Genomic DNA, 23,912 nt, shown 5'->3' on the forward strand with positions numbered 1-23,912 from the left:
ATGGGATCCGTGCGCGTCGCCGTCGTCGGCGTAGGCAACTGCGCCAGTTCACTGGTGCAGGGTGTCGAGTACTACAAGGACGCTGACCCGGCCGGAGCAGTGCCGGGTCTCATGCACGTCGAGTTCGGTCCGTACCACGTCCGTGACGTGAGGTTCGTCGCTGCGTTCGACGTGGACGCCAAGAAGGTCGGCTTCGACCTGTCCGAGGCCATCGGCGCGAGCGAGAACAACACCATCCGCATCGCGGACGTGCCGCCGACCGGCGTCATGGTGCAGCGCGGCCCGACCCTGGACGGCATCGGCCGCTACTACGCCGAGACCATCGAGGAGTCCGACGCCGAGCCCGTGGACGTCGTCCAGGCGCTCAGGGACGCCGAGGCCGACGTGCTCGTGTCCTACCTCCCGGTGGGCTCCGAGGAGGCGGACAAGTTCTACGCGCAGTGTGCGCTCGACGCCGGTGTCGCCTTCGTCAACGCGCTGCCCGTCTTCATCGCCTCCGACCCCGAGTGGGCCCAGAAGTTCACCGACGCCGGGGTGCCGATCATCGGCGACGACATCAAGAGCCAGGTCGGGGCCACCATCACCCACCGCGTGATGGCCCGCCTGTTCGAGGAGCGTGGCGTGGTCCTGGACCGCACCTACCAGCTCAACGTCGGCGGCAACATGGACTTCAAGAACATGCTCGAGCGCGACCGCCTGGAGTCCAAGAAGGTCTCCAAGACGCAGGCCGTGACCTCCAACATCAGCCACGACATGGGCGCCCGGAACGTGCACATCGGCCCGTCCGACTACGTCCAGTGGCTGGACGACCGCAAGTGGGCCTACGTCCGGCTCGAGGGCCGTGCCTTCGGCGACGTGCCGCTGAACCTGGAGTACAAGCTCGAGGTCTGGGACTCCCCCAACTCCGCCGGCATCATCATCGACGCCATCCGGGCGGCCAAGATCGCCAAGGACCGCGGTGTCGGTGGCCCGGTCCTGTCGGCCTCCTCCTACCTCATGAAGTCGCCGCCGCAGCAGCTCCCGGACGACGAGGGCCGCACCGCTGTCGAGGCCTTCATCCGCGGCGAGGGCTGACCTCCCGCCTCTTCGGCACCACCCGGTATGCCGTCCGCTCCCCGGAGCGGACGGCATACCTGTCGTGGGGCAGTGGCGCCAGGTGGGTAGCGGGACGTGCACACCGGGCCTGATGAGGCCTGTCGTGCGAGTGGCCCCGGCGTTGTGCCCGTCCGGCCGGACCGCCAGGCCGCGTTCGGCCCGCGATGGTCGGACCGGGGTGCGTGCTGACACCATGTGCGGGTGGCAGCGGAGACGATCGCGGCGGGACCGGCGCCCGTCCGGGTGCTCGCGCTGGCCAGGGCCGCCGAGGACCTGCCGCAGGTGGCGCCGTGGGGAGCCGAGGTCACCTGGTGCACCCTCCTCGCGGGCGTGGGTGAGGCACCCCTGCCGGGCTGCCCGTATCCGGTGACCCGGGTGCGACCCGACCCGCCGGAGGGTGCGGGGGAGCGCTGGCGCGTCGGGGCGGCCCGGGTGAAGACCTCCGCGCTGGCCGCCCGGGCCGATGCGCCCGCCGAGTGGCTGTGGACCCTCAAGCGCAGCACCTGGCTGCGTCGCGAGGTGCGGCGTGCCGACGTGCTCTGGAGCCTCGACACGGACACCGACGCCGCGCTGCGCGCCGCGCCCGACCTGGCCGGTGGCACCGTCGTGGTCACCTCCTCGGAGGCCGACCGGGTGGCCCGGGCGCTGCGTGACCTCGCCGCCCTGCTGGAGGAGCTGGCGGGGGACCGGGCCGCCGCACCGGGTGGGCTCACGGACGGTCTGGCGGCCTGGCAGGCCACCGCGGCAGCCGTGGCCGCGGCCGGGGTGCCACCGGTGATCCTGCCGGTCGAACGGGCCGCCGAGGTCGCCCGCGGCCTGCTCTCCCGTGCCGGACGCCTGTCCGCCGCGACGGTCGTGAGCTCGGTGCTCGACGCGGTCCCGTGGGCGTCCGCCCCGCGGGGCGTGTCCGGGCTGGCCGCCCAGCGGGCGGCGGCCGACCTCACGCTGGCCCGGCCGAGCGGGGCCGAGCCCGACGAGGGTCTGCTCGCTGCGTCTGCGGACGCCGCCCTGGACGGGGCCGACGACGCCCTGGAGTCCGGTGACGGTGCCCTGGCCCTGGCACGGCTCGGGGACGCGATGGCCCTGCTCTTCCACCGTGAGCGCCACGCCGAGGTGCCGCGTTCCGCGCTGGCGGAGGACCCGGGGTCCTACCTGCGCTCCCTGCGACGCAGCCGCACGCTCCGGGCCCTGCTGCACGCCGAGCCGGTCAGCCGCCGGCCCCGCCTGGTGCAGGACCGGGACCTGCGGGTCCTCGTGGTGACGGGCAGCTACGGCAGCTTCCACGCGCCGGTGGTGCAGGCCCTCGCCGGCGCAGCGGAGGTCAGGGTCGCCGACCACGCCGACACGGACCCGGTGCTGTCACGCAAGCTGATGGACACCGAGGTCCTGCCGCACCTGGCCGCCCTCGTCGCCGAGTGCGGTGGGCAGCACCTCTCCGGAGTGCCGGCTCCGGACCGTCAGGGGATGCAGACCCTGCGGCGGGTGCGCGCCGACGTGCGCTGGGCCGACGTCGTGGTGAGCGACTGGGCCGACCGCAGCACCGTGTGGGTGTCCCACCTGTGCCCTCCCGACGTGCGCCTCGTCGTCCGCGTGCACGCTCTCGACGCTCTCGACCCGTGGCTGCACCTCGTGCGGTGGGAGGCCGTCGAGCAGGTCGTCGTCGTGAGCGAGCCGATGCGGAGCCTGGTGACCGACATCCTCACGACGGGGGGTGTCGACGTGCCGGTCACCGTGCTGCCCAACCTCGTGCGCCTCGAAGCGCTGGACACCGACAAGGACGACACGGCACGCACCACGCTGGGCATGGTGGGGTGGGGACGCAAGGTGAAGGACCCCCTGTGGGCGCTGGACCTGCTCGAACGGGACCCCTCATGGCACCTGGTGCTCGTCGGCAGCGACTTCCGGGACGTGCCCGCGCAGCACCCGGCCGCGGCCTACGTGCAGCGGTTCCGGGCCCGGGCCGCCGAGCCGCACCTGCGCGAGCGTGTGCACGTCGTCGGCTTCACCGCTGACGTGGCCGAGCCGCTGCGCCGCATCGGGGTGATCCTGTCCACGAGCGTGCGGGAGTCGTGGCACCTGGGCCTCGTGGAGGGGGCGATGTCGGGGGCGGTCCCCGTGGTGCGCAACTGGCCGCTGCTCGCGTCCCGGGGCGGCGCACGTGCGCTCTTCCCCGACGAGTGGGTGGTCGACGACGTCGACGAGGCGGAGGCCAGGGTGCGGGCGGTCACCGACCCCTCCCGCTGGCCGCAGGAGAGGGCACGCGCCAGGGCGGCGGCGGTCGGGCTGTTCGACCCCGAGCAGGTCGGCCGGGCCTACCGTGAGCTCGTGCTGGGCGGGCCCGAGCGGGCCGCCGGAGCGCCAGGGCCACCGCTGCAGGCGTGAGACCATGGTCCACTGTGGCTGGAGTAGTTGGTGACACCGGGGCGCAGTCCCGTTTCCGACCTGACATCGAGGGGCTGCGCGCCGTCGCCGTCCTGTTCGTCCTGCTCTACCACGCCGGGCTGCCGGGCCTCAGCGGCGGCTTCGTCGGCGTCGACATCTTCTTCGTCGTCTCCGGCTTCGTCATCACCTCCCAGCTGCTGCGTGAGCTGGAGCGCACCGGCACCGTCGACCTCCCCCAGTTCTACGGGCGGCGGGCCAAACGGCTGCTGCCGGCCGCCGCGCTGGTGCTCGTGGTCACCGCGGTCGGCACCTGGCTGCTCGCCCCGCGGGTGCAGTGGTCCAGCATCGCCGGCGACCTGGTGGGGGCGTCGCTGTATGTCGTGAACTGGGTCTTCGTGGGCCGCTCGGTCGACTACCTCGCCGAGGACGTCGAGCCCTCGCCGGTGCTGCACTTCTGGTCGCTGGCGATCGAGGAGCAGTTCTACATCATCTGGCCCCTGCTGATCCTGGGGCTGGTCTGGCTGGCCACCCGTCGTTCCCGCCACCTGGCCCCGACGGCGCTGCGCTCGACGCTGGCCCTCGGCCTGACGGCGGTCGTGGTCCTCCCCTCTCTCGCGTGGTCGATCTGGTACACCGCCACCAGCCCCCAGCAGGCCTTCTTCACCACCACGACGAGGCTCTGGGAGCTCGGCCTCGGCGCCCTGGTGGCGCTCGGCGCCGGCCTGTGGCTGCGGATGCCCCGGCCCTGGGCCCTGGCGGTGGCGTGGGCGGGGCTGGCGGCCATCCTGCTGGCGGGTCTGGTCCAGTCGGGCCAGACGCCGTGGCCGGGCAGTGCCGCCCTGCTGCCGACGCTCGGGGCTGCAGCCGTCATCGCCGGTGGCTTCGCTGCCGGCCCGCGCGGCCCGGAGACCCTGCTGGGGCTGCGTGGTGCGGTGTGGGTCGGTGGGCTCTCCTACTCGCTCTACCTGTGGCACTGGCCCCTGTTGCGGATGGTCGAGTGGCAGTTCGGGCAGATCTCGACCATGGTCGGCCTGCTGGTCGTCACCGCGTCGGTGGTCCCGGCCTGGCTGTCCTACCGGTTCGTCGAGCACCCCATCCGCTACTCCCCGGCGCTCAACCGCTCGCCGAAGGTGGCACTGTCCGTGGGCGCCAACCTGACGCTGGTCTCCCTCGTCGCCGCCCTCGTGCTCTCGCAGGTCGCCTACCGGGCTGCCGCTCCGGGCGAGGCCGGGGGGACCGTGACCGGCAACCTCGTCGTCGAGGAGCCGGAGGCCACGGACGGCGGGCCGGGGGAGGACCCGTCACCACCGGAGGACGAGGCCGGGGGCGCGGACGAGCCGGGGACCGCGGACGAGCCGGAGCCGCGCGGGCCCGAGCCTCCGGAGCGGACGAGCACGGACGACCCGCCCATCTACGAGACCATCACTCCCGACCCCCTGGCCGCCACCGAGGACGTGCCCCGGTTCTACGACGAGGGGTGCCAGGTCACCGTCGACGAGGGCCAGGTCACGTCGTGCCCGGCGGGCGACCCGGACGGCGACGTGCTGGTCTACGTGATCGGCGACTCCAAGATCGGGCAGTGGGTGCCGGCGATCGAGGAGATCGCGCTGGCCAACAGCTGGCGGGTCGTCATCCACACGAAGTCGGCCTGCGCGTTCACCGACGTCATGACGACCGTGGGAGGCGAGCCCTACGAGCAGTGCCGTGACTGGGGCGAGGAGGTGATGGCCGAGCTGCGTGCGGAGGAGCCCGACGTCGTCATCACCGGCGGGCTGCGCGGCGAGGCCCTGGCGGAGGACGGCACCACGAGCCGGGAGGCGCTCGTCGAGGGCTATGCCCGCTACTGGAGCGAGCTCGAGGAGCAGGGCACCCGGGTCATCGCGATCGCCGACAACCCGCAGCCCGCGGACCCGCCGGTGTACGAGTGTGTCGACGAGCACCGGGACGACCACCTGGAGCAGTGCAGCTGGGACTACCGTGACGGCTCCGGGTCGGAGGCGCTGCGGCTCGCCGCCGACCAGGTCGACGGCGTCCGCTTCGTGGACATGAACCCCTGGGTGTGTCCGGGCGAGCTGTGCGTCGGTGTCTGGCGCAACGTGCTGACCTACCGGCAGGGCTCCCACATCACCGCGACCTTCGCGCTGGCCCTCGCCGAGCCGCTCGCCGAGCACATCGTCCCGCTCGTGGGCCCGCCCGCGCGCTAGGGTGCGGAGGTCTCCTGGACCGGCAGGCCCGGCACGGCCTCGCGCACCTGCGCACGCTCGTCCTCGGTGAGCCCCGGAGCGAAGGCCCAGTGTGGCCGGACCCCCCACCAGTCCGCGCAGACGTCGGCGGTCCCCAGCAGGTCCAGCGGCAGCAGCGACCGGTCGGGAGCCACGTGCTCGGGCGCCAGGCGCACCTCGACGCGGTCGGCGCTCACCCGGCACGGCTGCCCGGCGACGGTGGAGAGGACGGCCGGGTCGACGACGACCATGCGCTCCACGTGCACCGGCTCGACCCGGGACAGGGGGCGTAGGTGCGGGTGCCGCTGGATGATGTCGAACCACGGCTTGGCCATCCGCGGCCGACGGGTGGGGTGCACCCAGGGGGGCTCGAGGTGCCACACCCCGACCACTGCGGCGCCGGGCGGGCGCTGCTCGAAGAGCTCACGCAGGGCGCGGGCGTGCCGCGAGGGACGGGCCGTGGAGAAGTTGCCCACATACGCGACGTCCAGGTGGGTGGGGGTATGGCGCTCGGCGGCCAGCCCGCGCACGAAGGTCGCGGGCACCGGGAAGGGCAGCGCGTGCAGCTCCTCGCGCGACACACCCAGCGGGCGACCGGCGTCGGCTCGCTCCTGCAGCTCGCGGTGCCAGGCCAGGAACGCCCCCCGGAAGGTCAGGCGGTCGGGGGCGAACCAGGAGAACGTGAAGTCGCCCCGCGACAGGGACCCGGCCCGCAGCCGGGTCACCGCGAGCGGGGTCCCCGTGTCGGCGATCGCGCCGGCCAGGGTCTCCACCCGCTCGGCGAACTCCGAGTCGGCCCCCTTGCGCACCGGGACGAAGCCACCGTAGTGCTCCAGCACCTGCCGGCGGACCAGGAGGGACGAGGCGTTGTCACGGACGGGCTGGTAGCCCAGCCACTGGTGGGTCAGGTCGTCCTTGGCCCGCACGGCCTGGCTGCGGCTCATGGGTGCCGTGGTGCCGGTCAGCGCCTCCACCTGGTGCTCGATGCGGCTGGGGTGCGACCAGTCGTCGGCGTCCTGGAACGTGACCAGACTTCCGGTGGACTGCGCGATGGCGGCCTCCCGGGCCAGGTAGCTGCCGCCGTTGCGCTCCATCGTGAGCACCCGCGCCCGGGGGTCGAGCGACGCGGCCTCCGCGAACAGCTCGCGGTAGTCCGGGCCGGACGCGTCGTCGACGATGACGATCTCCAGGTCCGCCCAGCTCTGCCGGCTGATCGAGCGGACCGACGTGAGCAGGCCGCGGTCGGGCCGGAAGCACGGCATGACCACGGTGACCAGGGCCCCCCCGGTCGAGGCCGGCCTCGTGCCCTGCGCGTCCAGCCGGTCGAACAGCGGCTGCCCCCGGTGCTCCTGGTCCCGCAGGGCCAGCGGCGAGAGCCCCTCGTCGACGAAGGGCAGCGACAGCAGCCGGGGCCACCGGTCGGCGTCCTGCGCGGTGGCCGGGCGGTCGGCAGGTCGCTCGGCGAACGGGTTGGCCAGGTCGGTCTCCAGGTAGTGCCGGACGGACGGCGGGAGGTCCAGGCTCGGCAGGAGGTGCTCGAGGGCGGCGTGCCGCCCGGAGAGGAAGAGAGCCTGGCCGGCCACCACGTGGTGCTCAGGAACGAGCTGCCGACCGGCGCCGGCGGCCCAGAGGTGCTCGTAGGCCAGGGCGGCGCCCAGCAGCTCGTCGGTGGTGCGACCGGTGCCGGCCCACACCATCGCGGTGGCCGCCAGGGCACCGCATCGGCGAGGTCCCAGGGACACCGGGGACGGGCCGTGCTGCAGCACCTCGCGCAGCAGCGTGCCGGCGTCGTCGCGCCCGTTCGTGGCGGCGCGGGCCAGGGCCTCCAGCACCGCCGGCGACCGCGTGCGCAGCGCCTGGTGGGCCAGGCCCTCGGGGTCGAACCCGACACGGGCGTGCAGCAGCCGCCAGGTGTGCCAGGCCTCGGGGGCCGCCGCGCCTCCGGCACCGACCGCGGTGCTCGGGGTGGTCATGCGTGCCTTGCGGCCAGCAGACCCGGCTCGACCGGCAGGTCGGGCAGCGCGTCCCGCAGACGGGACTCCCCTGCGGGGGTGTCCGGCCCGGTCACCCAGGTCGGGCGCAGCCCCCACCAGTCGTGGCACGCGTCGGAGACACCGAGCAGGTCCAGCGGCAGCCCGCTCGGCGAGGGGGCCAGGGCGGCCTCGTCGAGCACGACCTCGACCCGGTCGGCGTGCACCGTCGTCGTCTGCGCGGTCGAGAGCAGCAGGGCGGACGGGTCGAGCACGACCACCGTGCCCACCCGGCAGTGCTGTGTGCGGGTGACCAGGTGCAGGTCCGGGCTCGCCACCACCAGGTCGAACCAGCCGGCGTGCATCTCGGGCCGGGCACGGGTCAGCGCGCGCGGTCGCTCGACGTGCCACAGCCCCACGCGGCGTCCGGAGAGCCGGTCCAGCAGGCGGCGCCGCGAGTGTCGACCACCGCTGGCGGGCGGGTCGCTGAAGTCACCCAGCAGACACACGTCGACCTCGGTGGGCAGGGTCACCGCCTGGGGGATCCCCCGCCCGAAGGCCTGCGGCACCTCGGGCGTCGCGTCGGGCGGGACGTCCGTCGCACCCGACGCGCGCAGCGAGCGGTGCCACGCGCGGTAGGTGCCACGGAAGGCGATGCGGTCGGGATGGGACCACTGGTAGCTGAAGTCGCCCCGCGACAGGCTGCCGGTGCGCAGCCGGGTGACGGCCAGGGGCGTTCGCGTGTCCGCGACCTTCGCGAGCAGGTGCTGCACCCGCTCGGCATACTCCGAGTCCGCGCTCTTGCGGATCGGCAGGAAGCTCCCGCAGGTCTCCAGCACCTCACGGCGGACCATGAGCGAGGAGGCGTTGGCGCGCAGCGCGCGGTAGCCGAACCACTGGTGGGTGAGGTCGTCCTTGGCGCGCACCGCCTCCGACCGGCTGGCCGGAGCCTCCGGGTGCTCGTGCAGCAGCGCCACCTGCTGCTCCATGCGCTCCGGGTGGCTCCAGTCGTCGGCGTCCTGCGTGGTCACCAGCGCGCCGGTGCTGGCCGCGACGGCGGCCCGCCGGGCCAGGTAGCTGCCGCCGTTCTGCTCGAGGGTGAGCACCCGTGCCCGCGGGTCCAGGTCCGCCGCCGCCGCGATGAGCTCGCGGTGCTCCGGCCCGGACGCGTCGTCGACCAGCACGATCTCGAGGTCGGCATAGGTCTGGCCGGCGATGGAGGCCACCGAGGTGAACAGGCCCTCGTCGGGGCGGAAGCACGGGATGACCACGGTGACCAGCGGGCCGTGCACCCGCCCGGGTGCCACCGTGCCACGGAGGTGGTCGAAGAGGTGCGGCGAGTGCCCCTGCGGGCCCACCGCCAGGGGCGACAGCCCGTGCTCGACGAAGCGGGCCGAGAGCAGCGCCTCCCACCGTCGGTGCGCCTGCTGGTCCTGGGCACCGGGCCCGGGGTGCGCGAGGTCGGCCTCGAGGTAGTGGCGCACGTCGTCGGGCATCTTGCCCAGCATCGGCAGGAGCTGCCGGAGGGCGTCCTGCTCCCCTGCGAGGTAGAGACCCTGTCCGGCCGCGTGGTGGTGCACCGGGTGCAGCGCGGCCAGCTCGCCGGTGGCTGCGAGCCAGCGGTAGAGGGCCGCGCCGGCACGCAGCGGCGCCTCGTCACCGCGACCGGACCAGAGCAGGGCCAGGCCGGCAGCGACCGGCGGGGCGGTCACCGCCTCGCCCAGGGCGGCGGCCAGGCCGGCGGAGCCGGTGCCGTCGGCCGCGAAGCCACCGAGCCGCTCGAGCAGCTCGCTCGCGGTGAGCAGGCCACCGGTGGCTGCCAGGCCCAGGGCCTCGGCAACCACCGCAGAGGTGGTGCGCAGGCCCAGGTGGGCGACCGCCTCCGGCCGGGCGGCAGCGGCCACCGCGAGGTCGGCTGAGGTCCACATGCCGGGCTCTCCCGCTCTCGGATGCACCGGGAGCAGGTGCAGGGATGCGTCGATCGTCCTCTCCTCGTGGCCGTGACGTGCGGGTGTGGTCGCGCGGACGCAGCGAGCCTACGCGCTACAGTGAGCACCGTCATCGTGCGCGGGCCAGGGGCCCCGGCGCGTCGTCCTCCCCGCCTGAAAGGTCCACCGCGTTGCGATCTCGTCTCGTTCTCGTCCTGGGTGCCCTCGCCGCCCTCGTCCTGAGTGCGGTGATCGTCGTCGGTGTCGCCTTCGAGCAGTGGGTGCTCGCCGCGGCGGGCGCTGCGGCCCTGCTGAGTGCCTGTCTGCTGGTCCAGCTCGACTCGTGGCGCCGGGCCCGGTCCCTGCGCCGCTTCCTGCGCGACGAGCTGCGCCGCGGCCCCGCCGTGGGCAGCACGGACCGCTCCACGGTCAGCGAGAGCGACGTCGTCGGGGCGGTGCGCCTGATGCAGGCGCAGTACACCGGTCGTCTCGACCGTATGCAGGCCGCTCTCGACCGTGCGCTCGCCGAGTCCGCCGCGACCCGGCACGCCGGCCACGACGAGCGGTGAGCCCTCCCGCTCCTCTCCGGGCGACGACCCAGGGCGTCGCCGCCGACCACGCCCGCATCGCCGAGCGACGTGCCCGGGCCCTGGTCTCGACCGCCCTGCGCACCAAGTCGGTCCACGCCCGCGAGGTCCTTGCCGAGGTCGCCTGGCCGGGGCACTCGCCGGTGGAGCTCGAGCAGTGGGCGTGCGCGCATGACCTGTCCACCCCCCTGCCGAGCGGTGTCGACCCGGTCGGAGCCGGTGCCTACGGCCGGGTCGCAGCCGTCCAGGTCGGTGGCCGGCAGGACGGCCACATCGCGCGGGTGCTGCTCGAGGGTGCGGCCCGCACCCGGGAGTGGCCCGAGGCACCCCGGGACCAGGTCGAGGTGCTGGCCCAGCTGCGGGTGCTGGACGGTGACGCCGAGGGCGCCCTCGAGCTCGCCGCGGACCCGCGGGTGCGCGCCGCCGTGGCCGCCTCCGTCCGCACCGACGTCCTCAACCCCGCCCTGGTGGCGCCCGGAGACGGGGTCGCGTGGGCTGCCGCCTTCGGCTCCACGCTGCACGGACCGCGGCTCGCGCCCTTCCTGGCCCCCGAGGCAGGCGAGCTGCCGAGCATCGACCGGCTGAGGGTCGAGGCGCGTCCGTCGGTGGACCGCCCTGAGCGGGTGACCGTCCTCATGAGCGCCTACCGGCCCGGACCCGCCCTGCTGACCGCGGTGCGCTCGGTGCTCGCCCAGACCTGGACCAACCTCGAGCTCCTGGTCGTGGACGACGCGTCCGGCCCGGACGGCGCCGAGGTCCTGGAGCTGGCCGAGGCGCTGGACCCACGGGTGCGGGTCATCCGCAAGGCCGTCAACGGCGGCACCTACCGCGCCCGCAACACGGCCCTGCGCCAGGCCACGGGCGACGTCGCCGTGGTCCTCGACTCGGACGACTGGTGGCACCCGCAGACCCTGGAGCTGTGCATCCGCCCCCTCCTCGACCGTCCGTCCCTGCTGGCCACCCGGGCCCAGGGTGTGCGCACGAGCCCCGAGCTCGTGCTGACCCGACCGGGCTACGTGCCCAGGTTCACCTCCGCCGCCACCGTGCTCTTCCGGATCAGGCCGGTCATGGCACGGATCGGCTTCTTCGACCCGACCCGCAAGGGTGCCGACACCGAGTTCGCACGGCGCATGGAGGCGGCCTTCGGCCCGGTCATCCAGGACATCAAGCAGACCACGACGATCCTGCGCGGCGGCGGCGAGACCCTCTCCTCCGCGGAGTTCTCGAACGGGTGGCGGCACCCGGCGCGGCACCAGTACAAGTCGGCATACGGTGTGTGGCACGCCAGGGTCGAGCAGGGGCTGAGCGATCCCTACCTGGACCCCGAGCAGCCCCGCCGGTTCCCCGAGCCACGGCGGTGGGAGCGCCCCGTGCACCCCCTGCTGGCACGTGCCGCCGGTGTCGACCTGTGCCTGGCGGGTGACTGGCGCGGCTTCGGCGGACCGCAGCTGTCGATGCTGGAGGAGGTCAGGGCGGCGCGCAGCGCCGGGCTGCGGGTGGCGGTCATGCACCTGGAGGCGCTGCGGTTCATGGGCAACCGTGACCTGCCCCTGTGTGACCCGGTGCTCGACCTGGTCGACGCCGGCGAGGTGGAGTGGGTGCAGCCGGACGACGACGTGGACATCGCCGTGCTCATGGTGCGCTACCCGCCGATCCTGCAGTACCCGCCGCTGCTGACGCGGCGGGTGCGTGTCGGACAGGTCCTCGTCATGGCGAACCAGGCACCGCTGGAGCTCGACGGGGGTGACCAGCGGTATGTGGTCGCCGATGTGACGGCACGCACCCGTGAGCTGTTCGACGCGCCGGTGGCCTGGCTGCCGCAGAGCCCGACGATCCGGCGGGTGCTCCTGGAGCAGGACCCCACCGTCCCGCTGGCGGACTGGGACAACCCGGGGCTCATCGACGTGGAGCAGTGGTCGGTCCGCGACCCCGGTGCGCCCGTGGGCTCCTCCGGGCGGGTGGTCGTCGGGCGGCACTCCAGGGACAACCCGATCAAGTTCCCACCCACGTACGACGAGCTGCTGCGGGGCTACACCTTCCCGGACGGCTACGAGGTGCGCATGCTCGGTGCGCAGACCACGGTCGAGGAGCTGCGGGAGGCCGAGGAGCGCCCCGCCCCGGTGCCTGACAGCTGGACCGTCCTGCCGCACCGCGCGGTCGACGTGCGTGACTTCCTCGCGGGTCTGGACTTCTTCCTCTACCTCGACAACCCGCACGCGCACGAGGCCTTCGGCCGCACGCTCCTGGAGGCCGCGGCGAGCGGGGTGCTGACCATCGCCCACCCCAAGCACCGGCCGACCTTCGGGGACGTGGTCGACTACGCCGAGCCGGGGCAGGCCCAGCAGCTCGTCGCCCACTATGTCGCCGACCCGGCCGCCTACGAGGCCCGGGTCCGGAGCACCCGGAAGGCCGTGGTCGAGCGTTTCGGGCATGCCGGCTTCGTCCGCCGGCTGCGCGAGCTGGTCCCGCCGCAGGACGCCCCCGCCGTGGCACCGGCCCCGTCGCGGACCACCGTGCGCCTCACGCTGGGCGTGGGGGTGCCGGCCGAGGTCCACGCGGCCGAGGCGGACGTCGAGGTGGTCGTCCTGCGCTCGGCCGCCGACGCCGAGCGGACCGACCGGCTGACCGTGCTGCACCACGGAGCCTCGGCACCGGCACTGCGGGCCTGGCTGCGACCGCTGCTGGCGTCGGGGGGCCCCCTCCGCTCGCACGACGAGCTCGTCGCCACCGCCCCGCCGGCGGTGGTCGCCGTCCTGGCGTCCCGCGACGGTCTGACGTATGCCGCCGGCCGAGGGCGCTGGTCCGGTGCCGCACGGGACGAGGCGCTGTGCCGTCTCGCCGAGCCGGCACGCCAGGAGGGCTGGGACGACCTGGCCTGGTGGGACCCGGCCGGGCCTGCACACCTCACCCTTCACCCGCCCGTCCGAGACGAGGACGACCAGTGAGCAGTCTGCGCAGCAGCATCAGCCGCCGTATGCCGGGCGTGGCCTGGCGCGACGAGGAGCTGGCCCGCCGCCAGTCGCGGGTCGAGCGGCTGCGCACCCGGGTGGACGAGCTGGAGCAGCAGGCTCAGGAGCTGGAGCACCGCGCCGAGGAGCTGCGCGCCGAGGTGGCGCGTCGGGTCGAGGTGGACGACTACCTCTCCCGGGCCTCCTTCTACCGGCACATCGCGGGCCTGCGCCGCACGACGGTGGAGCTGCGCAGGATCGACCCCGGCTACCGCCACCCCCTCCGGCACCTGCCGTTCAAGCTGCGCAACTACCGGCTCGCCGCGAGCCACGGCATCCCGGTGCCCAGCGTGCTGCGGACCTGGTCCACCGTCACCGAGATGGACCTCGACCCTCTGCCGGACGCCTTCGTGGTCAAGTCCGACGGTGGCGCGGGCAGCCATGGGGTGCTCCCCCTGCGGAGGGTGGCACCGGACCGCTACGAGACGGTGGAGGGCGCGCGGTCGTTCACCGGTGACCAGGTGCGCGACCACTTCGCCGAGCGCGTCTCGAGGAGGAGCATCAGCGGCCCCTTCTTCGTCGAGGAGCTGCTGACCCAGCCAGGTGGGGGACCCATCCCGGACGACGTCAAGGTCTACGCCTTCCACGGGGACGTCCAGCAGATCCTGCTGCGCCGCATGGGCCGGCACGGCGACCTGCGGACCCTGACCCGGCGCTACGTCACGGGCGACGGCTCCGACCTGGGGGAGATCCTCACCGGGGTGCCGGTGGACCCGCAGATCCCGGTGCCCTCCGGCCTCGAGCAGATGGTGGAGACCGCACGACACATCTCGCGCGCGGCGGGTGTGCCCTTCGTCCGGGTCGACCTCTTCGACACGGACCAGGGGCCGGTGCTGGGCGAGGTCACCCGGGCGCCCGGGGGCAACCAGCAGTTCGTGCCCCGGCAGGACGAACGGCTCGGACGGGCCTGGGAGCACGCCGCCTACCGGCTCGACCTGGACGTGCTCGCCGGGCGGCCACCCGGCGTGCTGCACGGCGACCGGCCCGTCCCCAACCCCTACCCGCCCGACCACGTCTCACACTCCGACAGCCCCGGCCCGTGGGCCCCGGTGGTCGTGTCGTGCGACGCCTGGTGCCACCTTCGACAGGAGGGGTAGCCACTCAGGGCGTGGGGTCGTCGACCTGCAGCGCCGGGGCGGCGTCGAGCACCGCGGTGTAGAGCGCCTTCGCGACCCGCTGGGCCTCCGGCAGCCGGTGCATGGTCTCCAGGACCCGTCGGTCGTTGAAGGGCACCATGATCCGGTGGGAGAGGTCTCCGTCGAGGAACTTGCGATGGCCCCACCGGCCCATCCGGTGCTCCCAGTACATGAGGTCGTGGTGGTCGTAGCCGAGCAGCCGCTCGTCGGTGAACTGCGCGTACTCCAGGTACGACGCGAAGATCTCCAGGTAGGTCGGGTGCTCGGAGAAGGCCGGACCCAGCCAGAGCGAGGCCGCCTTGGCGGGGGTGATCGGCCGGGTGTTCCGCACCCGCATGTGCACGGTGCCGATCTCGCCGCCGTTGGACTGGACCTGCACGATGTCGTGCGGCAGGTCGGCCCACATCGCGTGGGCTGCTCCCTGCGAGGCGTAGGAGACGGGGTAGGTCATCCGGTGCAGGTCGGCGAAGACGCTGCCCTCGGGCGCCTTGCGCCAGCGCAGCACCCGGTGGGGCAGGCCCAGGCGGGAGGACAGCAGGTTGGCGACGAAGACGTCCTCCGCGGCCCCGGGTGACCTCACGCCATCGCGCGGGTTGAAGTAGGTGAACGTGAACGTGCCCGGTGGGGCAGGGTCGGCCAGGTGGGCCAGGGTCACCCGGCTGTCGAGCCCGCCGGTGAGACTCCAGGCGAGCGGACCCAGGTGGGCCATCAGGGCGATCTGGGCCCGCAGACGCTCCGAGAAGTCGCTGGTCACGCGCGGGAGGTCGCTGTCCTCCACCCGTGGCTCGAAGGGCCAGAACCTCTCGTGCCGGGCCTGTCCGGGGCGGTCGACGTCGAGGCGCAGCAGGCAGTTGGGCACCACCTGGCGCACCCCGTCGTAGAGCGTGGTCTCACCGGGGAGGTAGACGACCCCCTGCGGGCGCAGCTCCTTGATCTCGGCCATGAGCTCGGGCGCACGCGTGCTCGGTGAGATGTCCCGGGCGGCGGCGACCAGGGTGTCCGAGGAGGCCAGGGTCGCGTCGCGCCGCCCGACGGCGTAGTAGACCGGCTGGCTGGCCAGGGTGTCGGGCACGACGGTGAGGCCGCCCAGCCGCGGCTGCCGACCGCGCCCCGGCGCGGTGGTCCGCGAGGCCGGGTGCAGCAGGAGCACCGTCCAGCGGCCACTGAGGTATGCCGCGCGCCGCACCGCGGCGTCCACGCCGGCGTCCACCAGGCTGCGCAGCAGCCCGTCGACGACGGACGCGGCGTCGGTGGTGCCGCTGTCGGTGTCGATCGGATGGCCCAGGGCCACGACACGGCCACGGTCGTGCGCCCGGGAGACGGTGACGACGGTCCGCGGGGCCGTGTGCAGCCAAACCGGGCCCACCTGGGTCACCTGCCAGTGGGCGAGGATCCCCGGCAGCGCAGCAGGGCCCCCGGTGTGCACCAGGTAGCCGTGCCCGAAGGCGCCGTCGAGCACACCGGCGTCGTGCTCCGACAGGGGTTCGGGGGCGGCGGGGGTCGGCTCGGGCCTGCGGCGTCCCGGCCGCAGCCTCACCACCGCAGGCTCCGGCCGGCCCGCGCGAGCTCAGACCGTGACATGGGCGGTCGGGTCGCCGTAGAACACGATCCGCGAGCTGCGGTTGACCAGGTCCTGGTCGGCGATGCCCCAGGTGTGCCCGGCCGTGCTGACGGCCCGGCGGGAGACGTAGTTGAAGCGGTCCGCGGAGTAGACCTGTCCTCCCCGTGCCCGGACCTTGTCGAGGAAGGTGGTGTCCACCCGGCGCGGGAGGTCCTCGAAGCCCACCTCGGTGGCCACCGACCGGGGTGCGAGGATCGTGCCTCCCTGCACCAGGTTGACGTAGCGGTGCTCGGCGTGGGCGAACCGCAGCACCGTCGCGTCGGACGCGGCCAGGTGCACGTAGTGCGCCCACTTGCCCACCACCTCGGCCTCGCTGTAGTCGAAGGCGCGCACCAGGTCCGACAGGTAGTGCGGGCTGTAGGTGTTGTCGTCGTCCATCTTGGCCACGTAGCGCCCGGAGGCGGCGTCGACGCCGAGGTTCATGCAGGCCCCGAGCGTCAGGTCCGCCTGCGCCGGCCGCACCACGACCCGGGCCAGGCCGAGGTCACGGGCACGGGCCTGCAGGTCGTCCTCGTCCACGGTGAAGCCGTGCGGCACGAGCACCAGCTCCAGGTCCCGGTGGACCTGTCCGGCCAGGGTGGTCAGCACGTGGTCCACCTGCCCGGGTCGCATCGTCGGCACGACGGCCGAGACCGAGTGGTCGAGCGGCACGACCGGCAGCCCCACGGTGCGCAGCACCTCGTCCACCCGGTGGGTGTAGAGGTGCTCGTCGAACACGCGGCGGTGGGCCCGCAGCGCCAGCCGCTCCCGGTGCTCGGGCTGGTCCAGCAGCAGCGACAGCGCGCCGCGCGCCTGGTCGACGTCCTCCACGACGGTCACCGTGTCGCCGAAGAACGGCCCGACCGCCGCAGAGGGGGTCGACAGCACGGCGGTCTGGGCGGCACTGAGCTCGAACAGACGCCGTGCGCACATGGTGGGCGACCCCGTCACCGAGTTGACGTTGAGGAAGACCGGGTATGCCGTGGCGGCGGTGAGCATCTGCTCGTAGGGGACGGAGCCCACGACCGAGCGGCGGTAGCGAGCGGGGAACTGGTAGCGCTCGTCCTCGGCCTGCATCCGCGAGAAGATGTGCAGCCCGCGCTCCTGCGCAGCGGGGAGCAGCACGTCCATCTGGGCCCGGCGCTCGGCGTGCTTGTGGGTGAAGTAGGTGCCCGCGAAGGCCACCTCGCCCAACGGTGCGGCCAGCCGGCGCACCGGGCTGTGCACCCGCGGCTGGGCGGCGAAGGGCAGCAGACCGACCCGTTCGTGGCCCAGGTCGCGCACGTAGTCCGGGATGCGCTCGGCGTCCACGGTGAACACGTGGTCGAACAGGGCGGCGGTCTGCACGAAGACGTCGTAGTTGGGCGGGTCCTCCTTGTTCCAGAACACCGTCGGGACCTGCTGCTCCCGACACCAGGCCACCAGGTCGACGAGGTCCTGGGCGGGGCCCTCCGGCTGGGTCATGGCCAGCCGCCAGGCCTTGTCGTTGCCGGCCCACGCCGACTCCACGAAGAGCAGGTCGGGGCGGGCGGACCCGAGCAGCTCGCGCCACCCCTGGCGGGGCACCGGCACCTGGTGCCACTCGAACCGGAAGGCCAGGGTGGAGAAGGGGTCGAGGACGACCGCGGCGGTGAGCCCGGGACGGTTCACGGGGCCCTCCGGCACGGGGAACGCGGGCACGTCGACGCTCGCGGCCTGACGCCGGCGGGCGATCTCCTTGCGCGCCCGCTTGCGCACCTTGCGGGAGAGAGCGGCCCTGGCCTGCGGGTCGGTCACGGCTGCGCCGAGCTCCTGCCGCAGCCGTGCGGCGCGCCCGGTGCTCACCGTGCACCCGCCAGCCGGCGGACGATGACCTCCGCGATGCGCGGGCCCGCCTGCCCGTCCCACAGCGGGGGGACGGGCCAGTCCTGCAGCGGGCCTGCGGCGAGCACCTCGCGCACGGCCTCGGCGAGGGTCTCGCGGCGCACGAGCCGGTTGGTCCCGTGCGTGATGGTGACGGGACGCTCGGTGTTGGGTCGCAGCGTCAGGCACGGGACGCCGAGGATGGTCGTCTCCTCCTGGACGCCGCCGGAGTCGGTGACCACGGCGGCAGACCCCCGCACCAGTCCCATGAACTCGAGGTAGCCGTAGGGGTCGACGACCTGCATCTGCGGGTGGTCGAAGAACCCGGCGGCCCGCAGCCGGTCGCGCCCGCGCGGGTGCAGCGGGACGACGACCCGGGCCTGGTCGGCGACGGCGTGCATGGCCTGCACGAGCTCCTGCACGTCCTGCGGGCGGTCGACGTTGCCGGGCCGGTGCAGGGTGGCCACCAGGTAGGTCTGCGGCAGGTCCAGCTCGGCACGCAGCGGGGCGGGGTCGAACCTGTCGCGGTGGGCCAGGAGCGTGTCGATCATCGGGTTGCCGACGAAGTGGATGCGCTCGGCGTGCACGCCCTCGTTGCCCAGGTGGGCCACGGCGTCGACGCTCGTGGTGAGCAGCACGTCGGCGAGCCGGTCGGTCACCATCCGGTTGACCTCCTCGGGCATGGTGAGGTCGAAGGACCGCAGGCCGGCTTCCACGTGCGCGGTGAGGATGCCCAGCTTGGCGGCCACGAGCGAGGCGGCCACCGTGGAGTTGACGTCGCCGTAGACCACGACCATGGCCGGGCGACGCTCCACGAACAGCGCCTCCAGACCCGTCATGATGGCCGCCGTCTGGGCACCGTGTGCCCCGGAGCCGACCTCGAGGTTGATGTCGGGCATCGGGATGCCGAGCTGGCGGAAGAAGACGTCGCTCATCCGCTCGTCGTAGTGCTGTCCGGTGTGGACGAGGAGCTGGGGCACCCCCCGTGCCTCGAGGGCGGCGATGACCGGGGCCGCCTTCGGGAAGTTGGGGCGGGCCCCGGTCACGTGCAGGACGAGCTCAGACATCACAGGTGGGTCCTCGAAGGGTCGACGGCGCGCGCGGGTCAGGCTCAGAATGCCACGTCCGCGCCCTGCCGCGGCGAGCCCCTGCCGCCCCACCACGGTGGTCGGGGCTGCTGCGGCGTGGCACGATCACGGGGTCGTGAGGATCCCTCGAGGGAAGGGGCGAGCTGTTGAGCCAGGTGAGACGCACCCTGCGCAACCTCCCCCTGAGCACGTCGGTGCTGCTGGGGCACGTGCAGCGCGGCCGCGCGAAGGGACAGTCGGTCGTCCTGCGCCGGCTGCCGACCCGCGCCCGCGACCGGCTCACCTCCACCACCGTGCGCTCGCGGCGGCCCGACCTCGCCGCCCTGGCCCTGGCGGCGGGGGGACGCGCCGCGGAGGCGCGCGTGCTGCTGGAGGACGCCCTGGCACGGGCCGGCGACGGCGAGGAGGGGGCGCGCCGCCGTCACGGGGTCGCCGAGGCCGCGGTCACCCTGCACCAGCTGGACCTCGCCGAGCGAGCCCTGGGCGCCGTCCCGGCGGAGCTCGGTGACGCCCGGCTGGCCGCGCTCGTGGCGGCGGGGCAGGGGCGCCTCAGCGCCGCCCTGGCGCTGCTCGCCGGTGCCGGCGACGCCCGCTCCCGCCGGTTGGCCGGCCGGCTTCTCGGCGAGGTCGAGGTGGTGCGGGCCGAGGCGCTCAGGGAGGACCTGAGCGCACCCCGGCCCCCCCGCCGGGCCTTCGCGGCGCCGGTGCGGGTGCTCCATGTCGTGACCAACGCGCTCCCCGACCGTCAGGCCGGCTACACCATCCGCACCCACGGCATCGTCACCGCACAGCGTGCCCGCGGCATCGACGCGCGGGTGGTCAGCCGCCTCGGCTTCCCCGTGGACACCGGGGTGGTCGGCGCCCCACCCCTGGTCACGGTCGACGGCGTCCCCTACCACCGGCTGCTGCCCGGCTCGCGGGTCCCCCCTCCGGGCCGGGCCCGTCAGGACGTAGCGGTCCGTGAGCTGGGCGCTCTCGTCGAGCGGACCGGCGCCGAGCTGCTGCACGCCCACAGCAAGCACGACAACGCCCAGGTGGCCCTGCGCGTGGCCCGGCCGCTCGGGCTCCCGGTGGTCTACGAGGCCCGCGGGTTCCTCGAGGAGACCTGGCGCACGGAGGGCGGCTCCGCCGACAGCGACTTCTACCGATGGTCCCGTGAGAGCGAGACCCTGTGCATGGCCTCCGCCGACGTGGTCGTCACGCTCGCCGAGGCGATGCGCCAGGACATCGTCGGACGCGGCATCGACCCCGACCGGGTCGTCGTGGTGCCCAACGCGGTGCCCGAGTCGTTCACGGCCCCGCTGCCACCGGCCGGCGCCGCGCGCGAGCGGCTCGGCCTGCCGGCCGAGGCCTTCGTCCTCGGCACGGTCACCACGCTCAACGACTACGAGGGCCTCGACACGGTGGTCGAGGCCCTGCGGCTGCTCGACGACCCCCAGTTCCGGCTCCTGGTCGTCGGGGACGGCCCCGCCCGGCCACGGCTCGAGGCGCTGGCCGCACCGCTGGGTGACCGCGTCCGCTTCACCGGCCGGGTGCCGCACTCCGCCGTCCGCGAGCACCTGGCGGCCCTCGACGTCTTCGTGGTGCCCCGTCACGAGACACCGGTCACAGCTCTCGTGCCGCCGATCAAGCCCCTGGAGGCGTTGGCGGTCGGCGTGCCCGTGCTGGCCAGCGACCTGCCCCCGCTGGTCGAGATCGTGCGTCCGGGCAGCTACGGCGAGATCGCCGCGGCCGGTGACGCCGCCTCGTGGGCCGACCAGATCGCCTCGCTGGGATATGCTCCCGAGCACGTCCGTGCCCTGGGTGGACGCGCCGCCGCGTTCGTCGCCCGGGAGCGGACCTGGACCGCAGCCGTGGACCGCTACGACGCGGCATACGCCATCACGGCTCACCGCTGACAGACTGTGCAAGGCGGGCGCGACAAGGGTCGCCGCCCCGACACCGACGCAAGGAGCCGAACATCGTGGCTGTGGACGCCGTCATCATCGGGCTGGGCTATGTCGGCCTGCCGTTGGCCGAGGAGGCCACCCGCGCAGGCATGACCGTGCTGGGCTACGACATCAACCAGGGCGTCGTGGACTCGCTGAACGCGGGTGTCTCGCATGTGGACGACCTGTCGGACGACGACATCGCGCAGATGGTGGCGGGGGGCTTCCGGGCGACCACGGACGAGTCCGAGATCGACGGGGCGGCGGTGGCGGTGATCTGTGTGCCGACGCCGTTGTCGGTGGACGGTGGGCCGGACCTGCGGGCGGTGGAGAGCGCGGTCGACACGGTCGCCCGACATCTGCACCCGGGGATGCTGGTGGTGCTGGAGTCCACGACCTACCCGGGGACGACCGACGAGGTCGTGCGGCCCCGGCTGGAGGCCGGTGGTCTGGTGGCCGGTCAGGACTTCCACCTGGCGTTCTCCCCGGAGCGGATCGACCCGGGCAACGAGAGGTTCGGTGCCAAGAACACCCCGAAGGTGGTCGGTGGGCACACCCCGGCCTGTGGTGAGGCGGCGGCCGGGTTCTACGGGCGGTTCGTGGACAGTGTCGTGCGGGCCAAGGGCACCCGGGAGGCCGAGACGGCCAAGCTGCTGGAGAACACCTACCGGCACATCAACATCGCGCTGGTCAACGAGATGACCCGGTTCTGCCACGAGCTGGGCATCGACCTGTGGGACGTGATCGCCGCGGCCAAGACCAAGCCGTTCGGCTTCCAGGCGTTCTACCCAGGGCCGGGTGTCGGGGGGCACTGCATCCCGATCGACCCCAACTACCTCTCGCACAACGTGCGTGCCCGTCTGGGCTACCCGTTCCGGTTCGTGGAGCTGGCGCAGGAGATCAACTCCGGCATGCCTGCGTATGTGGTGAACCGGGCCCAGGACATCCTGAACGAGATCGGCAAGCCGCTGAAGGGCTCGACCGTGCTGCTGCTGGGGGTCACCTACAAGCCGAACATCGCCGACCAGCGTGAGAGCCCGGCGGTGCCGCTGGCCAAGCAGCTGCTGGCCAAGGGTGCCGTGGTGCGCTACCACGACCCCTACGTCACGCAGTGGGGCGCGCTGGGCGAGGCCGTCGCACGGGTCGAGGACCCCCTGGCCGGTGTGGCCGGGGCCGACCTGACGATCCTGGTGCAGAACCACCGTGACTACGACGTGGACGCCCTCGCCGGTGCCGGCCAGGCCTTCTTCGACACCCGTGGTGTGGCCACGGAGAGTGAGAAGGTCTCCCGCCTGTGACCAGCGGTGGCCCCGACCAGCAGGGCTCCCTGCCGGGACTGAGCTCCGCCGAGGCGGCTGCGCTCGCGCAGCGCCACGGCATGGAGCAGGTCGGGGTCCGTCCACCCCTGGGGACCTACCTGCGTCAGCTGTGGCGCCACCGCAGCTTCCTGCTCACCATGTCCTCGGCCGACTTCGTGGCGCGGCACCAGCAGAACTACCTCGGCCAGGTCTGGGCCGTGCTCAACCCGCTGCTCCTCGGCGCCGCCTACTTCCTCATCTTCGGCCTGCTGCTGAACGTCACCCGCGGCGTCGACAACTACGTCGCGTTCCTGCTGATCGGCCTGTTCAGCTTCATCTTCATCTCCGCCGGCATGAACTACGGGGCCAAGTCGCTCATCGGCAACCTCGGGCTCGTGCGTGCGCTGCGCTTCCCGCGCGTCGTGCTGCCCATCTCGGTCACCGCGACCGAGCTCTTCGCCGCGCTCCCGGCATACGCGGTGGCGCTGGTGGTGGTGCTGCTCACGGGGGAGCGGCCCACCTGGGCCTGGCTGCTCTACCCGGTCGCCATCGGCATCACCTTCCTGGTGACCTGTGGGCTCGGCATGCTCGCCGCCCGCATCGTGTATGTCGTGCGCGACGCGAGCAACCTGGTGCCGCTCATCACCCGCATGCTGCGCTATGTCTCGGGGGTCTTCTTCGTGATCCCGGCCTACGCCGGCAACGAGGTCGTGAACATCGTCCTGTCCTACCAGCCCGTCGCGGTCTGTCTGACGATGCTGCGGCAGTGCCTGATGGAGGAGTTCCCCCCCACGCCGGAGGTCTGGCTCGTCGCCGCCGGGTGGGGTGTGCTGCTCTCGGTCACCGGGCTGCTGCTGTTCTGGCGGGGAGAGGCCACCTATGGTCGACAGTGACGTCCCCTCCGTCATCGCCTCGCACGTCGACATCCGCTACACCGTCTTCGGTGCCGGGTCCGGCCGTTCGCTCGACCAGGGCAACAAGCTGGTCCGGATGCTCAACCGCTCCACGCAGCGGGTGGGCACCCGTGAGGTGCACGCGGTCAAGGACGTGTCGTTCGTGGCCTACAAGGGCGAGTCCATCGGGCTGATCGGGCGCAACGGGTCGGGCAAGTCGACCCTTCTGCGCTCGGTCGCCGGGCTCATCCCGCCCTCCAGCGGCGAGATCTACCTCAACGGCAAGGCGGCCCTGCTCGGCGTCAACGCGGTGCTGATGCGCAAGCTCAGCGGAGCCCGCAACGTCATGATCGGGGGGCAGGCCCTGGGCCTGTCCCGGCGGGAGGTGCGGGAGAAGTACGACGAGATCGTCGAGTTCGCCGACATCGGCGACTTCATCGACCTGCCGATGAGCGCCTACTCCTCCGGGATGGCGGCCCGCCTGCGCTTCGCCATCTCCACCGCCGCCGTCCCCGACATCCTCGTCGTGGACGAGGCCCTGGCCACCGGCGACCAGGAGTTCAAGGCGCGGGCCACCGAGCGGATCCAGCAGATCCGCCAGTCGGCCGGCACGGTCTTCGTGGTGAGCCACTCGGCCAAGCAGATCGAGACGCTGTGCACGCGCGCCCTGTGGATGGAGGGCGGTCACCTCATCATGGACGGTCCGCCCGCGGAGGTCGGTGCGGCCTACGTGGAGAAGTACCCGCCCCGCAGGACCGCGGCCAAGAAGACGGCTGCCAAGAAGACGACTGCCAAGAAGACGGCGGCGAAGGAGACCACGTCCGAGGAGACGGCGTCCGACAAGGCGGCGCCCGACACGACGCCCGAGGAGCCGACGGCCGGCGAGCCGGCCACGAAGGAGAAGCCTCAGGCCGGGGCGCAGGACCCCGCCTGAC

General features: G+C 73.4%; 15 protein-coding genes. 10 read left to right on the forward strand and 5 right to left on the reverse strand.

The genetic code is table 11. The features are described from left to right. From LVO85_RS09115 to LVO85_RS17030, 3 genes are all read left to right on the forward strand, one after another. Positions 1-1,074, forward strand: a complete 1,074-nt coding sequence (locus LVO85_RS09115) for an inositol-3-phosphate synthase (protein ID WP_232747111.1) — start codon at positions 1-3, stop codon at positions 1,072-1,074. 222 nt (positions 1,075-1,296) lie between these two features. Continuing rightward, on the forward strand, positions 1,297-3,477 hold the full coding sequence (locus tag LVO85_RS09120) for a hypothetical protein (protein WP_232747112.1): 2,181 nt from the start codon (positions 1,297-1,299) through the stop codon (positions 3,475-3,477). Positions 3,478-3,491: 14 nt separating this feature from the next. Then, a complete protein-coding gene (locus LVO85_RS17030; protein WP_232747113.1) occupies positions 3,492-5,681 on the forward strand; it encodes an acyltransferase family protein in 2,190 nt (729 codons plus the stop codon). On the opposite strand, the gene LVO85_RS09130 is transcribed toward LVO85_RS17030, so the two are convergent. Further along, positions 5,678-7,672, reverse strand: a complete 1,995-nt coding sequence (locus LVO85_RS09130; protein WP_232747114.1) for a glycosyltransferase family 2 protein — start codon at positions 7,670-7,672, stop codon at positions 5,678-5,680. The genes LVO85_RS17030 and LVO85_RS09130 overlap by 4 nt on opposite strands. After that, the gene (locus LVO85_RS09135) at positions 7,669-9,597 is read right to left on the reverse strand and encodes a glycosyltransferase family 2 protein (protein WP_232747115.1); all 1,929 of its coding nucleotides are present in this window, start codon (positions 9,595-9,597) and stop codon (positions 7,669-7,671) included. Before LVO85_RS09135 ends, LVO85_RS09130 begins: the two co-directional genes overlap by 4 nt. A gap of 191 nt (positions 9,598-9,788) precedes the next feature. On the opposite strand from LVO85_RS09135, the gene LVO85_RS09140 reads away from it, so the two are divergent. From LVO85_RS09140 to LVO85_RS09150, 3 genes are read left to right on the forward strand one after another with little or no spacing between them, the layout of a single operon-like run. Beyond that, on the forward strand, positions 9,789-10,166 hold the full coding sequence (locus LVO85_RS09140; RefSeq protein WP_232747116.1) for a hypothetical protein: 378 nt from the start codon (positions 9,789-9,791) through the stop codon (positions 10,164-10,166). Beyond that, positions 10,163-13,129, forward strand: a complete 2,967-nt coding sequence (locus LVO85_RS09145; RefSeq protein ID WP_232747117.1) for a glycosyltransferase — start codon at positions 10,163-10,165, stop codon at positions 13,127-13,129. Before LVO85_RS09140 ends, LVO85_RS09145 begins: the two co-directional genes overlap by 4 nt. Continuing rightward, entirely contained in the window at positions 13,126-14,289 is a 1,164-nt protein-coding gene (locus LVO85_RS09150) for an ATP-grasp fold amidoligase family protein (protein ID WP_232747118.1), read from the forward strand. Before LVO85_RS09145 ends, LVO85_RS09150 begins: the two co-directional genes overlap by 4 nt. A gap of 4 nt (positions 14,290-14,293) precedes the next feature. On the opposite strand, the gene LVO85_RS09155 is transcribed toward LVO85_RS09150, so the two are convergent. From LVO85_RS09155 to wecB, 3 genes are read right to left on the reverse strand one after another with little or no spacing between them, the layout of a single operon-like run. Further along, entirely contained in the window at positions 14,294-15,865 is a 1,572-nt protein-coding gene (locus LVO85_RS09155) for a hypothetical protein (protein WP_232747119.1), read from the reverse strand. A 30-nt stretch (positions 15,866-15,895) separates the two neighbouring features. After that, complete coding sequence (locus LVO85_RS09160) at positions 15,896-17,752, reverse strand: glycosyltransferase family protein (RefSeq protein ID WP_232747120.1); 1,857 nt, start codon at positions 17,750-17,752, stop codon at positions 15,896-15,898. Beyond that, positions 17,749-18,837: a non-hydrolyzing UDP-N-acetylglucosamine 2-epimerase gene (gene wecB, locus LVO85_RS09165; RefSeq protein WP_232747121.1), complete on the reverse strand. Its 1,089-nt coding sequence runs from the start codon at positions 18,835-18,837 to the stop codon at positions 17,749-17,751. The genes LVO85_RS09160 and wecB overlap by 4 nt, the downstream gene beginning before the upstream one ends. A gap of 176 nt (positions 18,838-19,013) precedes the next feature. Between wecB and LVO85_RS09170 the strand changes: the two genes are divergently transcribed. From LVO85_RS09170 to LVO85_RS09185, 4 genes are all read left to right on the forward strand, one after another. Continuing rightward, complete coding sequence (locus tag LVO85_RS09170) at positions 19,014-20,756, forward strand: glycosyltransferase family 4 protein (protein WP_232747122.1); 1,743 nt, start codon at positions 19,014-19,016, stop codon at positions 20,754-20,756. Between the two features lie 65 nt (positions 20,757-20,821). Beyond that, positions 20,822-22,084: a nucleotide sugar dehydrogenase gene (locus LVO85_RS09175; protein ID WP_232747123.1), complete on the forward strand. Its 1,263-nt coding sequence runs from the start codon at positions 20,822-20,824 to the stop codon at positions 22,082-22,084. Then, positions 22,081-22,977, forward strand: a complete 897-nt coding sequence (locus LVO85_RS09180) for an ABC transporter permease (RefSeq protein WP_232747124.1) — start codon at positions 22,081-22,083, stop codon at positions 22,975-22,977. The genes LVO85_RS09175 and LVO85_RS09180 overlap by 4 nt, the downstream gene beginning before the upstream one ends. Continuing rightward, positions 22,964-23,911: an ABC transporter ATP-binding protein gene (locus LVO85_RS09185; protein WP_232747125.1), complete on the forward strand. Its 948-nt coding sequence runs from the start codon at positions 22,964-22,966 to the stop codon at positions 23,909-23,911. The genes LVO85_RS09180 and LVO85_RS09185 overlap by 14 nt, the downstream gene beginning before the upstream one ends. Position 23,912 lies beyond the last annotated feature (1 nt).

The sequence above is a fragment of the Ornithinimicrobium sediminis genome (assembly GCF_021272345.1).
Classification (GTDB): domain Bacteria; phylum Actinomycetota; class Actinomycetes; order Actinomycetales; family Dermatophilaceae; genus Ornithinicoccus; species Ornithinicoccus sediminis_B.